At 66.0% G+C, this 16,391-nt stretch carries 13 protein-coding genes; 10 read left to right on the top strand and 3 right to left on the bottom strand.

The window, feature by feature from the left end:
- Nucleotides 1–246 precede the first annotated feature (246 nt).
- Both QMK31_RS07560 and QMK31_RS07555 read left to right on the top strand, forming a co-directional pair.
- Nucleotides 247–969 carry a carbohydrate kinase family protein gene (locus QMK31_RS07560; protein WP_283500341.1) on the top strand — a complete coding sequence of 241 codons (723 nt, stop codon included), beginning with the start codon at nt 247–249 and terminating at the stop codon, nt 967–969.
- 64 nt (nt 970–1,033) lie between these two features.
- Entirely contained in the window at nt 1,034–2,020 is a 987-nt protein-coding gene (locus QMK31_RS07555; RefSeq protein ID WP_283500340.1) for an aldo/keto reductase, read from the top strand.
- Between the two features lie 33 nt (nt 2,021–2,053).
- Here QMK31_RS07555 and QMK31_RS07550 read toward each other — a convergent pair whose 3' ends face one another.
- Nucleotides 2,054–2,869, bottom strand: a complete 816-nt coding sequence (locus QMK31_RS07550; protein ID WP_283500339.1) for an aldo/keto reductase — start codon at nt 2,867–2,869, stop codon at nt 2,054–2,056.
- Between the two features lie 49 nt (nt 2,870–2,918).
- Nucleotides 2,919–4,127: an MFS transporter gene (locus QMK31_RS07545; RefSeq protein WP_283500338.1), complete on the bottom strand. Its 1,209-nt coding sequence runs from the start codon at nt 4,125–4,127 to the stop codon at nt 2,919–2,921.
- 118 nt (nt 4,128–4,245) lie between these two features.
- Between QMK31_RS07545 and QMK31_RS07540 the strand changes: the two genes are divergently transcribed.
- The 8 genes from QMK31_RS07540 to QMK31_RS07505 all read left to right on the top strand — a co-directional run bounded on the left by QMK31_RS07540 (nt 4,246) and on the right by QMK31_RS07505 (nt 12,117).
- Complete coding sequence (locus QMK31_RS07540; protein WP_283500337.1) at nt 4,246–5,220, top strand: siderophore-interacting protein; 975 nt, start codon at nt 4,246–4,248, stop codon at nt 5,218–5,220.
- Entirely contained in the window at nt 5,217–6,272 is a 1,056-nt protein-coding gene (locus QMK31_RS07535) for a FecCD family ABC transporter permease (protein WP_283500336.1), read from the top strand. Before QMK31_RS07540 ends, QMK31_RS07535 begins: the two co-directional genes overlap by 4 nt.
- Entirely contained in the window at nt 6,272–7,327 is a 1,056-nt protein-coding gene (locus tag QMK31_RS07530) for a FecCD family ABC transporter permease (RefSeq protein WP_283500335.1), read from the top strand. The genes QMK31_RS07535 and QMK31_RS07530 overlap by 1 nt, the downstream gene beginning before the upstream one ends.
- Nucleotides 7,327–8,172 (top strand): ABC transporter ATP-binding protein, encoded by an 846-nt coding sequence (locus QMK31_RS07525; protein WP_283500334.1) that lies wholly within the window; start codon nt 7,327–7,329, stop codon nt 8,170–8,172. Before QMK31_RS07530 ends, QMK31_RS07525 begins: the two co-directional genes overlap by 1 nt.
- A gap of 27 nt (nt 8,173–8,199) precedes the next feature.
- Entirely contained in the window at nt 8,200–9,243 is a 1,044-nt protein-coding gene (locus QMK31_RS07520; RefSeq protein WP_283500333.1) for an iron-siderophore ABC transporter substrate-binding protein, read from the top strand.
- Nucleotides 9,244–9,441: 198 nt separating this feature from the next.
- Entirely contained in the window at nt 9,442–10,335 is an 894-nt protein-coding gene (locus QMK31_RS07515) for an ABC transporter substrate-binding protein (protein WP_283500332.1), read from the top strand.
- A gap of 19 nt (nt 10,336–10,354) precedes the next feature.
- Nucleotides 10,355–11,341 carry an amino acid ABC transporter permease gene (locus QMK31_RS07510; protein WP_283500331.1) on the top strand — a complete coding sequence of 329 codons (987 nt, stop codon included), beginning with the start codon at nt 10,355–10,357 and terminating at the stop codon, nt 11,339–11,341.
- Nucleotides 11,341–12,117, top strand: a complete 777-nt coding sequence (locus QMK31_RS07505) for an amino acid ABC transporter ATP-binding protein (RefSeq protein ID WP_283500330.1) — start codon at nt 11,341–11,343, stop codon at nt 12,115–12,117. The genes QMK31_RS07510 and QMK31_RS07505 overlap by 1 nt, the downstream gene beginning before the upstream one ends.
- A 122-nt stretch (nt 12,118–12,239) precedes the next feature.
- On the opposite strand, the gene hrpA is transcribed toward QMK31_RS07505, so the two are convergent.
- Nucleotides 12,240–16,355 (bottom strand): ATP-dependent RNA helicase HrpA, encoded by a 4,116-nt coding sequence (gene hrpA, locus QMK31_RS07500; protein ID WP_283500329.1) that lies wholly within the window; start codon nt 16,353–16,355, stop codon nt 12,240–12,242.
- Nucleotides 16,356–16,391 lie beyond the last annotated feature (36 nt).

Genomic DNA, 16,391 nt, shown 5'->3' with positions numbered 1-16,391 from the left:
GGGAATTGCTCGGGGGGATGCCGCGCCCGTCGGGCGCCTGGCGCATCGGCGACCCGGGGGAGCCCGTGCTGGATGGCGGACCGCTGATCGCCGAGCGGGTCGGGAGTCGCTAGGCTCAGGGTGTGGCTTTCCGGGGGTAGACGGCCCGTCGCGCCGGCACCGATTTCAAGGGAGAATGATGCTGTAACCATGGCACGTCGACGCTGAGCGTTTTTACGAGGTTCCTGCTCGCAGACTGACACGCTCGTGAGCGAGGGTGCACGCTCACGTGTCGTAGTGTTCGGTGACGTCATCGACGACATCGTCGTGCGCCCGCACCGGGGACCGTTCGTCGATGTCAACACGGCGGCCTCGATCCGGCAGCTGCCGGGCGGCGCGGCTGCCAACTTCTCGGCCTGGCTCGGCAGCGCCGGGGTTGCCGTCGACTTCATCGGCCGGGTCGGTGCCATCGACTGTGAGTACCACGCGGGCTTCCTCGCTCATTTCGGTGTGCGCGCGCACCTGACCCCCGACGCCACCCGACCCACGGACACAATCATCGTCATCGTCGATGAGAATGACTCCCGCACCGTGCTGACCGAACGCGGAGCCAACCGGGTTCTGACGCCGAATGACGTGCCCGACACCCTGCTCGACGGTGCTACATCCGTTCTCGTGCCGAACCTGGCTGAGGGGCGGGTGCTCATCGGACTCGTCGAACCTCTCGCCGTGGCCGCGCGGCTGGCCCAAAGCTTCCCGCTGGTCGCGCTGACCCTCGGCGCCGAAGGCACCATTGTCGCGGCCAGGGGCCAGACGGTGCTGGTTCCGGTCGTTCGGTTGGAACGGGCCGATACTACGGGAGTCGGCGACGCCTTCAGCGCGGGCTTTGTGGCTGCATGGCTGGACGACGCCACGAGCGAGGCAGCAGCGCATGCCGGTGCTCGCCTCGCGGCGCGTGCCATCGCGATTGTCGGCGGCCGCCCGGCCTGAGCCGTCATCCGGGGTGCAAAAAATGTTCCGGCGCCCCAGGGCACCCCGTGCCTAAGCTGGGAACATGCACAAGCGCACCCTCGGACGAACCGGCCGCACTGTTTCCGTGATCGGCCTCGGCACCTGGCAGCTGGGCGCCGATTGGGGCGCGGTGTCGGATGTGGACGCGACCGGCGTGCTGGCGGCATCCGTTGATGCCGGCATCACTTTTTTTGACACAGCGGATGTCTACGGTGACGGTCGCAGTGAACGCCTGATCGGGCATTTTCTCACACACGACGCTCCGGGCGCTGAAATCACCGTCGCGACCAAGATGGGGCGCCGGGCCGAGCAGCTGCCCGAAAACTTCGTGCTCGCCAATTTTCGTGAGTGGACCGACCGCTCACGCGCCAACCTGGGCATGGACACCCTCGACCTCGTGCAGCTGCACTGCCCGCCGAGCACGGTGTTCGACTCCGGCGAGGTCTACGACGCGCTCGACACCCTCATCGATGATGGCGTCATCAGCAATTACGGAGTAAGCGTGGAGACCTGCGACCAGGCCCTCGCCGCGATCAGCCATCCGGGCGTCGCCACCGTGCAGATCATTCTGAACGCATTTCGGCTCAAGCCGCTCGATGCGGTGCTGCCCGCCGCGCGGGCGGCCGGGGTCGGCATCATCGCCCGGGTACCGCTGGCCAGCGGGCTGCTCACCGGCAAGTATTCTCGCGAGACCGTGTTCGCCGAGAGCGACCACCGCAACTTCAACCGGGACGGCAGCCACTTCGACGTCGGGGAGACCTTCTCCGGCGTCGACTTCGAAGTGGGACTGCAGGCCGCCACCGAATTCGCCGCCCTGGCTCCGGCCGGCCTCACCCCCTCGCAGGCCGCACTGGCCTGGGTCGCCCAGATCGATGGCGTGAGCGCGGTCATCCCCGGAGCCCGCTCGGTCGCGCAGGCGCAGGGCAACGCCACAGCAGGGGTGGCCGAACCGCTCTCCCGTGCCTTCAACGAGGGCGTGCAGGACATCTACGACCGGCTCCTGCGGGAGCAGATCCACCCGCGCTGGTAGCGGCGGGCTCGGTGGTCCGGCAGTTGGGTAGCCTCAGTCGAGGTCGTCGGGGTCCTTGCCGGTGCGTTCATTGCTGTCGAGCCCGGCAATCGCCGCGAGGTCGGCAGCGTCGAGCACGATGTCGAACACGTCGATATTGGCTCGGATGCGCGCCGGAGTCACCGACTTGGGAATGACCACGTTGCCGAGGAAAAGGTGCCAGGCGATCACGATCTGCGCGGCGGACTTACCGTGCTTGGCGCCGATCGCGTCGAGGGTCTCGTTGCCGATCGCGCGGCCGCGAGCCAGCGGCGACCACGCTTCGGTCAGGATGCCGTGGGCCGCGTCATACGCGCGCACTCCGGCCTGCGGCAACCACGGGTGCAACTCCACCTGGTTGAGCACGGGCACGATGTCGGTCTCATTCAGCAGCCGGTCGAGGTGGTGCGGGTGAAAATTGGAGACGCCGATCGAGCGGGCGCGGCCATCCGAACGAAGCTTCTCGAGGGCGCGATAAGTCTCCACGTAGCGGTTCTGCTGCGGCGCCGGCCAGTGAATGAGGTACAGATCGACGTAGTCGAGGCCCAGCTTGGTCAGACTCTCATCGAAGGCCTTCAACGTTTCGTCGTAGCCGTGGCGATCGTTCCAGACCTTGGTCGTCACGAACACGTCTTCGCGGGGCACGCTCGAGCGGGCCAGTCCCTGCCCGACGCCGACCTCGTTCTCGTAGAGTGCGGCGGTATCGATGTGACGGTACCCGGCGTCGAGCGCGACCTCGACGGTGTCGGCGGCGAGAGCATCCGCTATCTTGTAGACGCCGAGGCCGAGCTGGGGAATGGTGCGGCCGTCATTGAGCGCGAGGGAGATCATCCCTCCATGCTACGAGACCTGGACCTGGGCTACGAGACCTGGACCTGGGCTACGAGACCTGGATTTGGATCGGCTCAGTGTCGGGGATGGGGGAGATATCACGCCCGCGCAGGTCGGGGTGCCAGCGGCGGCCGAGCGCTGGAATGATGCAGCCGAGGGCGGCGAAGCCTGCGGCGACGTAGATGGCCGAAACCGGCCCGGAATGGTCGATCGAGAAGCCGGCGATGGCGGAGCCCATCGCGGCACCGATCAGCTGGCCGGTGCCGACCCAACCGTAGGCTTCGGCGGTATCGCTGAATTTCACGCTTGCCGAGACGATGCCGAACAACACCGCGAAAGCCGGGGCGATGCCGACCCCGGCCAAAAGCAGTGCCAGCGACAGCCACCAGAAGGTGAGCCACAGGCTGGCCAGGGCTAGTCCGATCGTGACGATGAGCATGCGGGCGGCCAGGGCCCACGGGCCGATCGGGGCGTGGCCGAGCGCGAGCCCGCCGATGAGCGAGCCGATCGCGAAGATGCCGAGCACCCAGCCGGCGTCGGCGCTGCCGTGGCCGAACACCGCGACCACCCCGGCCTCGACCGCGGCGCAGGCGGCAACGAGCGTGAACCCGACGATGGTGCTGAGCAGCACCTCGGGCTTCTTGAGCACGACGCCGAGCTTGCGGCGGCTGCGCGGAATGCGCACCCGGCCGACCTCGGGCAGTGAGACGAACCAGATTCCGCCGCCGACCAAAAAGATCGCGGCGAGCAGGATGCCCGCGGTAGACGATACTTGCAGCGCCACAAAGGTTGCGATCACCGGGCCGAGCACCCAGATGATCTCCTGCGCCGACGCGTCGAGCGAGAACAACGGGGTGAGCTGGCGCGAGTTGACGATCTTGGGGTAGATGGTGCGCACGGCCGGCTGGATCGGCGGTGTGGACAGACCAGCGACGAAACCAATGAGCATGAGGCTTAAGACCGACAACGGAACCAGAGCCATGACGATGATCGACACGGCGCAGGTGAACATGGTCGCGATGATCACCGGCCGCATGCCGAGCCGTCCCATCAAGCGGCTGGTGAGCGGACCGGCAATGGCCTGCCCGATGCTCATGGCACCGAGCACCAGCCCGGCCGCGCCGTAGGAATCAAAGATCTGCTCGATGTGAATGAGAAAGGCGAGCGAGAGCATCCCGAACGGGAAACGGGCCGTCAGCTGCGCGCCGATCAGGCGGGATACGCCGGGCGTGCGCAGGAGCGTCCAATAACTTTTCACAATGATTTCAGTCTAGGGTCGAGGGCATCGAAAACTGGGGCAGACGGCGTGACCCGTGCGGGCCACGACGTGCCGCTCGGGGTGGCCACTGTGAGGTAAGGCATGCCATACTAAGGTGATGCTTACCTTACCGACTGAGACTGGCCACGCCGCCACGGCGGTCGCTGACCGCCCGGCCTACCGTCCGTATCGGGCCATGGTGGTGGGCATCCGTTCGTTAAGTGATCACTTCACCCGGGTGACCTTCTTCGGCACCCAGTTCGACACCTTCGGCACCGCAGGGCTCGACCAGCGCATCAAAATCGTGTTGCCCCTGCCCGGACGGGGCCTGGCCGAGATCGGCGCCACCGACGAGCGCACCATCGCCGACGGTACCTGGTATTCCCGTTGGCGTGCGTTGCCCGACGCCGAACGCAACCCGTTTCGCACCTACACGATTCGCGCGGTGCGACCCGATCAGCGCGAGATCGACGTGGACTTCGTCACCCACGCCGGCCACGGCCCGCTCGGCCCGGCCGCGCGGTGGCTGCAGACCGCGACCATCGGCAGCGACGTTCTCATCGTCGGCCCCGACGAGCGCAGCCCCGACCGTGCCATCGGCCTTGACTGGCACCCGGCCCAGGCAACCGAGCTGCTGCTGGTCGGCGACGAAACCGCAGCCCCCGCCATCTGCAGCATCCTCGAGAGCCTGCCCGCCGGTCGTCGCGCGCGCGCCTTCATCGAAGTGCCCTGCCAAGCGGATGCCCTGCACCTCGTTCTGCCCGCGCATTGCGAGATCACGTGGCTGGCCCGCGATAAAGCGCCGCACGGAGAACGCCTCGACGCCGCTGTGCGTGATTGGGTCGCCCACAATCGCCCCCTGGTCGATGCGGCGGTCGCCGCCAGCCCGCAGCCACTCGCAGAGGTCGACGTGGACTGCGACCTGCTCTGGGAGTCACCCAACGAGGCCGGAACGGGTTTCTACGCCTGGCTCGCCGGTGAATCCTGCACGATCAAACTGCTGCGACGTTTTCTGGTGAGTGAGACCGGCATCGACCGGTCGCGAGTGGCCTTCATGGGCTACTGGCGGCTCGGCCGGTCCGAAGCTCAATGACCCTGATTCACTCGCAGCGCGCACTGAATCATCGACAAGCACCGGCCCGCAGTAGCCCGCGACGCGTCGTCATCGGCTTCGTTGTCGCCTTCGTGCTGCTCGGCCTCAGCATCGTGGCGTCTCTTCTCGTCGGCACCCGGGAGATCGGCCTCAGCACCGTCATCGATGCCCTGGTCAACCCCGACAAAAACCTGACCGACCACACCGTCATTCTCGACCTGCGGGTTCCGCGCACCGTCGTCGGTCTCTTGGCCGGGCTCGCCCTCGGGCTGGCCGGCGCGCTCATGCAGGGCGTCACGCGTAACCCGCTCGCCGACCCCGGCCTGCTCGGCGTCAACGCCGGCGCCTCGCTGTTCGTCGTCGCTGGCATCGCCTGGTTCGGCGTGACTTCATCGCTCGGCTACGTCTGGTTTGCTTTCGCCGGCGCCGCCGTGGCCGCCACCATCGTCTACCTGATCGGCTCGCTCGGTCGTGAGGGCGCCACGCCGGTTAAGCTCGCGCTCGCCGGAACCGCACTCACGGCGGCGTTCACATCGCTGATTACCATCGTGCTGCTCGCCGACACCGAGGCCTTCGACCGCTACCGGTTCTGGGCGGCGGGTTCGCTGGTAGCGCGCGGCCTCGACGCCGCCCTGCCGCTCGCCCCGTTCATCCTGGTCGGCGCGATCCTCGCGATCGTCGCCGCCCGCATGCTCAACGCCCTCGCCCTCGGCGACGACCTCGCTCGAGGTCTCGGCCAGAATCTCGTCATCGCCCGCATCGTCTGCGCCGTCGCGATCGTGCTGCTCTGCGGCTCGGCAACCGCGATGGCCGGCCCGATTGTGTTCGTCGGTCTCGCCGTGCCGCATGTGGCCCGCTGGATCACCGGCCCCGACTACCGCCTCATCATCGCCTTCTCCGCACTGTTCGGCCCCACCCTGCTGGTCGCCGCCGACGTGCTCGGCCGCGTCATCGCGCAGCCCGGCGAGATCGAGGCCGGTCTCATCGTCGCGTTCCTCGGCGCGCCGGTGCTCATCGCCCTCGTGCGCCGGGTGAAACTGGCGGGCCTGTGATGACCACGCTCACCGAGACAAAAGCGGATGCCGCCCCCCTGGCCGCCGCGCGCGCCGGCCGCCGCAGGCGCAACCGCAGCGTCGTTCTCGTGCTTGGTGGTGCCCTCGTGGTGGTCGCCGCGTTCAGCCTCGCCGTCGGCGCGTATTCGTTGAGCGTGCCCGACCTGCTGCGTACCCTCGCCGGGCAGGGCACGCAGAGCGAGAACTTCATCGTGCTGTCGCTGCGTCTGCCGCGACTGACGCTCGCCGTGCTCGTCGGGGTGGCTTTCGCGCTGTCGGGAGCGCTGTTCCAGACCGTGCTGCGCAATCCGCTGGCCAGCCCCGACATCATCGGGGTCACCGGGGGAGCGAGCGCCGCCGCCGTCTTTGGCATGCTCATCCTCGGCTTCGGTGCCGTCGCCACCTCCCTCGCCGCGTTCGCTGGGGCCGTCATCATCGCCTGCGTCATCTATCTGCTGGCCTGGCGTGGTGGTGTGGTCGGCTACCGCTTCGTGCTGATCGGCGTTGGGGTCGCGTTCATGGTTCAGGGTCTGCTCGCCTACCTGCTCTCTCGCGCCGACCTCAACGATGCCCAGGGCGCACTGCTTTGGCTGGTCGGCAGCGTCAGCGGCGCGCGCTGGCAGGACATCTCCGTCGTGGCGGTGGTACTGCTCGTGCTGTTACCGGTCATTCGTGTGCTGAGCGGCCGGTTGCGCGCCCTGCAGCTCGGCGATGAACTCGCGCGCAGCCTCGGCGTCGGTGCCGAACGCACCCGTCTCGTGCTGCTCGTGATCGCCGTGGCGCTCGCCGCGACGGCGACAGCGGCGGTCGGCCCGCTCGCTTTCGTGGCCTTCGTCGCTGCGCCGATCGCCCGGCGCGTTGTCGGTACTGGCGGGCTTGCCCTGGTTCCTGCAGCCCTGATCGGTGCTCTGATCACGACCGTGGCCGACTTCACCGCCCAGCATCTGCTGCCCGGTCAGCTGGAATTACCGGCCGGAATCATCACGGGCGCCATCGGCGCCCCCTACTTGCTCTGGCTGCTCGCCACCAGCAACAAAACCGGAAAGGGCGCCTGATGACCCCGATACTGCGCGCTGAGGGCGTCACCCTCGGTTACGACCAGATGCCCATCATCGAGAATCTCGACCTCGCCATCGTGCCGGGCGCGATCACGGTCATCGTCGGCGCCAACGCCTCGGGTAAGTCCACCCTGCTCAAGGGGCTGTCCAGGCTGATCACCCCCAGTGCCGGCCAGGTCACCCTCGGCGGCCGCAACATCAAGGCGCTGCCCGGAAAGAAGGTGGCGACCGTGGTGGGGCTGCTGCCGCAGCAGCCAGTCGCCCCCGACGGCATCACCGTGGCCGACCTCGTCGGGCGTGGCCGCTACCCGCACCAGGGCTGGTTTCGGCAGTGGTCGAGCACCGACGACGAGATCGTCGCCGCCGCGATGGCCGCCACCAACACGCAGGAACTCGCCGCGCGTCGCCTCGAAGACCTCTCCGGCGGGCAACGTCAGCGCGTCTGGATCGCCATGGCCCTCGCGCAGGATCCCGAAATTCTATTGCTCGACGAACCGACTACGTTTCTGGACGTGACCCACCAGATTGAGGTGCTCGACCTTCTCCTGGAGCGCAACCGCGAGCGCGGCACGACGGTCGTAATGGTGCTGCACGACCTCAACCTGGCCGCCCGCTATGCCGACCATCTCGTTGTCATGCGTGCCGGGCGCATCGTGGCGAACGGGGCGCCCGTCGAGACGCTTACCGCCGAGATCGTGAGGCATGCCTTCGACCTTGAGGCGCGAATCGTTCCCGACCCGGTCTGCGGCGCACCGATGGTCGTGCCGATCGGGCGGTTTCACGGACGGGCGCCGACGATGCCCGCCGAGACGGCTCATGACAACCAGCAAGTTGTAAATTAGGGTAGGCTACCCTAATCACGCGGAGCCATGATGTCGCCCGCGCCCGACGAACTGGAGAACTTCGTGTCCCGACGCCTTACCCTCATGCTTGCTGCTGCAGCGAGCATCCTCACCCTGGGCCTGAGTGGGTGCACCGCCGCCGATAACGCGACCGAACCCGCAGCCGACGCTGCGGCATCCGGCAGCTTTCCGGTTACCATCGAGCACGCCTTCGGCGAAACCACGATCGACCAGCAGCCGACCCGCGTCGTGGCCTGGGGCTGGGGCAGCGCCGACGACGCGATCGCACTCGGCGTGATTCCGGTCGCAATTCCGTTCCAGAACTACGGCGGCGACAAGAACGGCGTACTGCCGTGGATCGCTGAGGCGCTCGACGGTGAAGAAATGCCGGTCGTGCTGCCCGACTCCGAGGAGCCGCCCTACGAAGACATTGCCGCAGCCGCGCCCGACGTGATTCTCGCCGCGTACTCCGGCATTACCGAGCAGGAGTACGACCTGCTCAGCGAAATCGCCCCGGTGGTCGCCTACCCCGGCGACGCCTGGGCCACCCCGTGGCGTGACCTCATCGACATCACCGGAACCGCGCTCGGCAAGAGCGATGAAGCCGACGCACTGCTCGCGTCGATCGACGCCGAGATCGCTGGCCAGGCCGCGGCGCACCCTGAATTCGCGGGCAAGACCATCGCCCTCACCAGCGACAGCGCCGGAACCTTCTACGTCTACAAGAAGGAAGACCCCCGCGTTGCCTTCACCCTCGACCTCGGCTTCGTCAGCGCCCCCGCCGTCGACGAGCTGGCGACCGACGAGGCGAGCTTCTACTACACGCTCAGCTACGAGCAGCTGGACCAGCTCGACAGTGACCTGCTGGTGAACTTCGGGTCGACCCAGAAAGAGTCCGACGCGTTCTTGGGCGCGAGCTACGCCCAGGCGATGCCGCAGGTGCAGGCCGGTTCGGTCGCCTCCCCGGTCGGCGCGGCTTTCATCTCCTCCGTCTCCCCGCCCACCGGGCTCTCGCTGAGCTGGGGCCTCGACGACTACGTCACCCTGCTCGCCGCAGCGGTTAATAAGTAGTACCGCTATCGACAGCGGATGCTGCAGTGCCAGCCGGCCTGCGGCATCCGGTTGTAACAGAATGTGGTCAATTCTTGGTTGAACGCGTCGACGCTCGAATCTGTCGTACCGCGGTTGCACTAAGCTCGGTAGGTCTTACCTGCGTGTGGGTTCACCGTCGAACCCACGCATTTTCGATCAACTGAAGAAGGAAGTGCCATGCGCGCACGCTACATTGTTCCGGCATTCGCTGCTGCAGCCGTTCTGCTGCTCACCGGCTGTGTCGACAACTCCACCCCGGCTGCAACGACCCCAACGGATGCCGCCAGCAGCATCGAAGCGGATGCCGCAGCGGTTGCCCTACTCCCGGCCGAGATTAAAAGCGCGGGCGTGCTCGTGATCGGAACCGATGCGGCCTACCCGCCGAACGAGTTCAAGGACGAGTCGGGCGCACCGATTGGCTGGGGCATCGAACTCTCCAACGGCATCGCGGCGAAGCTTGGCCTGACGACCAAGTACCAGATCGCCTCGTTCGACAACATCATTCCGAGCATCACCGGCGGGACCGTCGACATTGGAGAATCGTCGTTCACCGACAACCTCGAGCGTGAGAAGCAGGTCGACTTCGTCAATTACTACAACGCTGGAATCCTCTGGGCCGCTCCGGTTGGATCGACGGTCGACCCCGACAACGCGTGCGGCCTCACCGTGGCCGTGCAATCCAACACGGTTGAAGACACCGACGAGCTACCCGCCAAGAGCGCAGCCTGTGTCGCCGCCGGCAAGGAGAAGATTGAGGTTTTGCCCTATGGTTCTCAGGATGAGGCGACCAACGCGGTCGTTCTCGGCAAGGCCGACGCTCTCAGCGCCGACTCGCCCGTCACCCTGTATGCCATTTCCAAGGCGGACGGCAAGCTTGCCCCGGCCGGCGAGAGCTTCGACACGGCGCCATACGGCATCACCGTCAATAAGGGCTCGGAACTGACCAAGGCCGTGCAGGCGGCCCTGCAGTCCATGGTCGACGACGGCTCCTACGGCAAGATCCTCGACACCTGGGGTGTGACCGACGGTGGTATCGACACCATCACCATCAACGCCGCCTCCAACGGCTAGACAGTAAGCGACTTTCATCATGACGAACACGGCCGCGAGCGGCGGCAAGACTGAGCCCGGAATCAAGGCGATTCGCCTGCGCCATCCGTGGCGCAACACGTTCGCGGTCGTGTTACTCATCATCGTGGCGCTGTTCATCGCCGATGCTGCGGCGCGCCCGGCCTACGACTGGCCGGCGGTCGGTAAATACATCTTTGACCAGCGCATCTCGCAGGCGGCATTTGTCACCCTGCAACTGACCGTGTACTCCATGATCATTGCGATCATCCTCGGTGTCACCCTGGCGATTATGCGGCTCTCACCAAACCCGGTGGTCAACAGCATTGCGTGGGTGTACCTCTGGGTGTTCCGTGGCACGCCGGTCTATGTTCAGCTGGTCTTCTGGGGCCTGATCGGAACGATCTATCAGTCCATTGACATCGGCTTACCCTTCACCGAACCGTGGGTGTCGTTCCCCACTCGCGTTGCGCTCAGCGCCTTCCTCCTCGCGATCGTCGGCCTGGCCCTGAACGAGGCGGCGTACATGGCCGAAATCGTGCGCGCTGGCCTACTCTCGGTGGATGGCGGGCAGGAAGAGGCTGCGACAGCCCTCGGCATGAGCTGGATCCAGACCATGGTGCGCGTGGTCGTGCCCCAGTCGATGCGGGTGATCATCCCGCCGGCCGGCAACGAGGTCATTTCGATGCTCAAGACCACCTCGCTGGTGACCGCGATCCCCTTCACCCTCGAGCTGTACACGCGATCCCGAGACATTTCAGCCGTCACCTTCGAAACCGTTCCTCTGCTTCTCGTCGCGTCCATGTGGTACCTGTTTTTCACCTCCATCCTCATGGTCGGCCAGTACTTTCTCGAGAAGCGGTTCGCCCGTGGCATCGGTGACCGTCGGCCTAATAAAAAAGCGGATGACGCCACCGCCGCGATGACCGGCGTCACCCCGGTCATCCGTGGCAGTGGACAACCCACCGTTGTGCTGCCCCCGAACGATACGACCAAGGGAGAGCGCTGATGCCCGCTGTAACCCAGACGCCCATGGTGGTTGCCGACCGCGTCTCCAAAAGCTTCGGCTCCAACGAGGTACTGAAAAGTATTTCGCTCGAGGTGAGAAGTGGCGAGGTCATGTGCCTGGTCGGGCCGAGCGGCTCCGGCAAGTCCACATTCCTCCGCTGCATCAACCACCTGGAAGTTGTTTCGTCCGGGCGCCTCAGCGTGGACGGTGAGCTCATCGGTTATCGCGAGGCCAACAACAAGCTCTACGAGATGCGCCCCAAAGAGGCCGCTTTGCAACGCCGCAATATCGGCATGGTGTTTCAGAGGTTCAACCTGTTTCCGCACATGACCGCTCTGCAGAACGTGATGGAGGCACCCATTCGGGTGAAGGGACTTGGCAAGTCGGGCGTGGAGGCCAACGCGCGTTCGCTGTTAGCCCGGGTCGGCCTCGCCGAGCGCGCAGACTACTACCCGGCGCACCTCTCCGGTGGGCAGCAGCAGCGGGTGGCGATCGCCCGCGCCCTGGCCATGGAACCCAAGCTCATGCTGTTCGACGAGCCCACGAGTGCGCTCGACCCCGAGCTCGTCGGTGAGGTGCTCGACGTGATGCAGAATCTGGCGCGCGACGGAATGACCATGATCGTGGTCACCCACGAGATGGGTTTCGCCAAAGAGGTCGCCGACTCTCTCGTCTTCATGGACGGCGGCGTCGTGGTCGAGAGTGGCGTCCCCACCGAGGTGCTCGCCAACCCCCAGCACGTCCGCACCCAGGCTTTCCTCTCCAAGGTGCTCTAACCCCTCCCCCTGCTCTGCTCTGCTCTGGACGGGGCCCGGGCCCCGTCCACGGGCCCAGTCTATAAACTGGGCCCCGGGCCATAAGGTGGGCCCGGGCGCCAGAACCCGGCCGCGGGGGCAACTTACCCGGCGAGCACCTTCTGGATGCGCTGGAGCGACACCGACTCCGCCGCCTTCAGCTCCTGCGCGAACAGGCTGATGCGCAGCTCCTCGATCATCCAGCGGGCTCGCAGAACGGGCGCCGCGGCATCCGCTTGAAGCGGCATGGTGCCGCCGGCGTTCTCGAACCGAGTGGTGGCGGCTTGGGTTTCATTCATCCAGACCCGGTCGCGGCTCGGGTTGTCGATCAGCTTGGGTACCCGCGCGCTGATGCCGCCGAGGTAGCGCGGCACGTGGCGCAGCTGCGCGAGGCCGGTCGCGCTGACGAATCCGGGATAGATCAGGGCGGTCAACTGCTGGCGGGCGTCACTGATGCCGGGCAGTAGCGCCATGCTGGTCGCGGCCTTGAGCGCCTTGTCGGCCAGGCGATGAGCGGTGAGAATGCGGGCAACGAGACCCACGGTTTCAAACATGGAGTCCATGACGACGCCCGACACCCGATCGCGAATGGTATCGAACTCGGCCTTCATAAAGACCTGGCCGTCGGGCCGCACCCGAAAGAGCACGTCGTCAACCGCGGCCGCGAGACAGTCCTCGAACAGGGCCTGGGTGCTCTTATAAGGGCTGGTGGCCAGACTGAGCTTTTCGGCGGCGGTCAGGTGCTGCTGCACATAGGCCGCTGGCGACGGCGTGGCCAGCAGGAGCAGACGGCGAACGCCGCGGGGGAGCGCGCGCGCCTGCTCCAACTCGGTGCTCATCATCTGAATAGAAACGGATGCCCCGTCATCGACCAGCGTCGGATACCCGCGAATGGTGTTGTCACCCTGCTTGGTATCGAGAAACCGCGGGAGTTCGCCGAGATCCCAGGTGGTGATGCCGGAGCGCTCGATGGCATTGCTCGGTGCCGCGGAGCTGGTGGCCTTCGCCACGCTCTCCCGCACCCTGGTGCCAAGCCGGCGCTGCAGATCGGCCAGATCTTTGTCAGCGGCAACGGTGCGCCCGCGCTCGTCGGTGACCACAAAAGTCATCCGCAGGTGCGAGGGAACCCGCCCGAGTTCGAAGTCGAGCGCCTGCACCGGCACATAGGTGAGCTTCTGAATGAGTGCCGCTAGCGTTTCGGCAAATGACGCACCGGGTACGGGTGTGGCCGTTGTCGCCACGATGCCGGGTTCGGTCGAAAGCTCGCCCAGCAACCGCTGCGCCCAGTCCGCGGCAGGTACAACATTGCGACGGATGCTTTTGGGCAGCGATTTGATCATTGCCGTCACGAGTTCCGCGCGCAGGCCCGGTACCTGCCAGTCGAACCCATGGGGAGAAAGTCGAGCCAGCAGGGCGAGCGGAATGCGCACCGTCACGCCGTCGTCTTCTTCGCCGGGTTCGAAACGGTAGCCGAGACTGAGGCGCTGGTCTCCCTGCTGCCAACTCGGCGGAAACAAACCCTCGTCGATCTCGGGGGAATCCTCGGCGACCAGCGCATCAGCGGTCATGGTCAGCAGGTCGGGGGTGTCGAACCGGGCGGTACGCCACCAGCCCTCGAAACTCTTGGTCGACGACACCTCGGCCGGAATGCGGCGTTGGTAGAAGTCGAAGACAGCCTCATCATCAAAGAGGATGTCCCGGCGACGGGTGCGCTCCTCCAGCTCGGCCAGCTCCTCGCGCAGCCGGGCGTTGGCGCGTTCAAAGGCCCACATGCCGGGGTCGCCGGTTTGGCCGGGCCTTCCGCCGCGGCTGGCACTGCTGCCAACGATGGGCGCGCCATTGGCGGAGTCGGCGCCGCGTCGGCCGGAACCGCGGCCAGATGAGGCTGTTCCGCCGTCCGCCGAGATGCTCACACGTTCGTTGCGCGAGGGGCCGCGGCCACCACGATCTTCTTCTTGCTCGGTCGCGGCGGATGACGGGCCCGAGGCACGATCCCACTCTCCTTCAACGAGCGCGTGTCGAATGAACAGCTCGCGGGCGTAGGCCGGGTCGATGCGGGAGAACTGCACCCGGCGCCGAGCCACGATTGGTACCCCGTAGAGGGTGACGCGCTCGTAAACCACGGCGGCGCCCTGCTTCATTTCCCAGTGCGGTTCGGAGTAGCTGCGCTTGCACAGATTGCCGGCCAGCGGCTCGGCCCAAGCCGGGTCGATGACCGCGTTCATTCGGGCGAAGAGGCGGCTCGTTTCGACCAGTTCGGCGCTGATCACGGCGTTTGGCTGCTTTTTGGCCAGGGCCGAGCCCGGAAAGAGCACAAAGCGTTGCTGGCGGGCGCCAACATAATCCTTCTTCGCGACGTCTTTGAGGCCGATATGTGAGAGCAGGCCGGCCAGCATGGACCGGTGCACGCCGTCGGGGTTCGTGCTCGGTTCACCGAGGTGCAGGCCGAGCGGCTTAGCGAGCTGGCGTAACTGGCGCAGTACGTCTTGCCACTCGCGCACCCGCAGATAGTTCAGGTACTCGTTCTTGCACAGGCGGCGAAAGGCGCTCGAACCGAGCTCTGACTGCTGCTTCTCGAGGAAATTCCAGAGGTTGAGCAGGCTCAAAAAGTCGCTCGTTGGGTCCGCGAACCTCGCATGAAACTGGTCAGCCTGGGCGCGTCGCTCGAGCGGGCGCTCCCTTGGGTCTTGAATCGTCAGACCAGCGACGATGGCCATAACTTCCCGGCTGGTGCCCTGCGTCTTCGACTCGATCACCATGCGGCCAAAACGTGGATCAATCGGCAGTTGCGCGAGCTGCTGACCGATGCGGGTGAGGCGGGGGGTCGCCGGGCCGGCCGCGGTGGCCGGGGCGGCGGCATCCGCTTCGCCGGTAGAAGCACGGCCGCGGCCGCTTTTGGTGCGGCCGGAGCCTTCGGCTTCGATGGCGCCGAGTTCGGCGAGCAGGTCGAGGCCGTCCTTGATATTGCGCGAGTCTGGCGGTGTAAGAAAAGGGAACGAGGCGATATCGCCCAGGCCCAGCGAGATCATCTGCAGAATCACTGCGGCCAGGTTGGTGCGCAGAATCTCCGGTTCGGTATATTCCGGCCGACGCATATAGTCCTCTTCGGAATATAAGCGGATGGCGATACCGTCGCTGGTGCGCCCGCTTCGACCACTGCGCTGGTTGCCCGAGGCCTGCGAAATGGCCTCGATTGGCAGTCGTTGCACCTTGGAACGCACGCTGTAGCGGCTGATTCGGGCGGTTCCGGCGTCGATCACATAGCGGATGCCCGGCACCGTCAGGCTGGTCTCGGCCACGTTGGTGGCGAGCACAATGCGTCGCTTGACCCCGGCCACCGTTGACGGTTGAAAGACCCGGTGCTGGTCCGCCGACGACAGCCGACCGTAGAGCGGCAGCACCTCGGTGGGATTGCGACTGGCCGAGGAGGCGTACTTGCCCTGCAGCGCGTCGGCGGCGTCACGAATCTCGGTCTCGCCCGAGAGAAAGACCAACACGTCGCCGTTCGACTCCCGCTCGAGCTCGTCAAGAGCCGTGGTGATGCCCTCGATGTAGTCGCGGTCAACCGGGGGAGCGGCATCCGTGGTGTCGTCATCGTCGGCGATACCGGGCTCCGCGACGAGCGGCCGGTAGCGAATCTCGACCGGGAAGGTGCGGCCGGAAACTTCAACGACCGGTGCCGGGGTGCCATCGGCAGCGGCAAAGTGCTTGGCGAAACTGGCCGGGTCGATCGTGGCCGAGGTGATGATGAGCTTCAGGTCGGGGCGCTTGGGCAGCAGCTGGCGCAGGTAACCGAGTAGAAAGTCAATGTTGAGGCTGCGTTCGTGCGCCTCGTCGATGATGATCGTGTCGTATTTACGCAACAGGCGATCGCGGTGAATCTCATTCAACAGGATGCCGTCGGTCATCAGCTTTATGCGGGTGTCCGCGCCGACCTTGTCGGTAAAACGCACCTGATAGCCGACCAACTGGCCGACCTCCTGGCCAAGTTCTTCGGCGATGCGCTCAGCAATGGTGCGGGCGGCGAGCCGGCGTGGTTGGGTATGGCCAATGTTCTTGCGGCCGAGTTCGAGGCAGATCTTGGGCAACTGGGTGGTCTTGCCCGACCCGGTCGACCCAGCAATGATTACTACCTGGTGATCGCGAATAGCCGCGGCGATATCGTCGCGGCGCTGGCTGACCGGCAGTTCGGGCGGGAAGGTGATCGTGAGCGAATCCATGGATCTTCCATCGTACTTCGCACCGGGCACCCGACA

Origin of the sequence: Cryobacterium sp. PH31-O1, from assembly GCF_030063455.1 — a bacterium.
Lineage (GTDB): Bacteria > Actinomycetota > Actinomycetes > Actinomycetales > Microbacteriaceae > Cryobacterium.
This window is presented reverse-complemented; position numbering and strand designations above follow the sequence as displayed.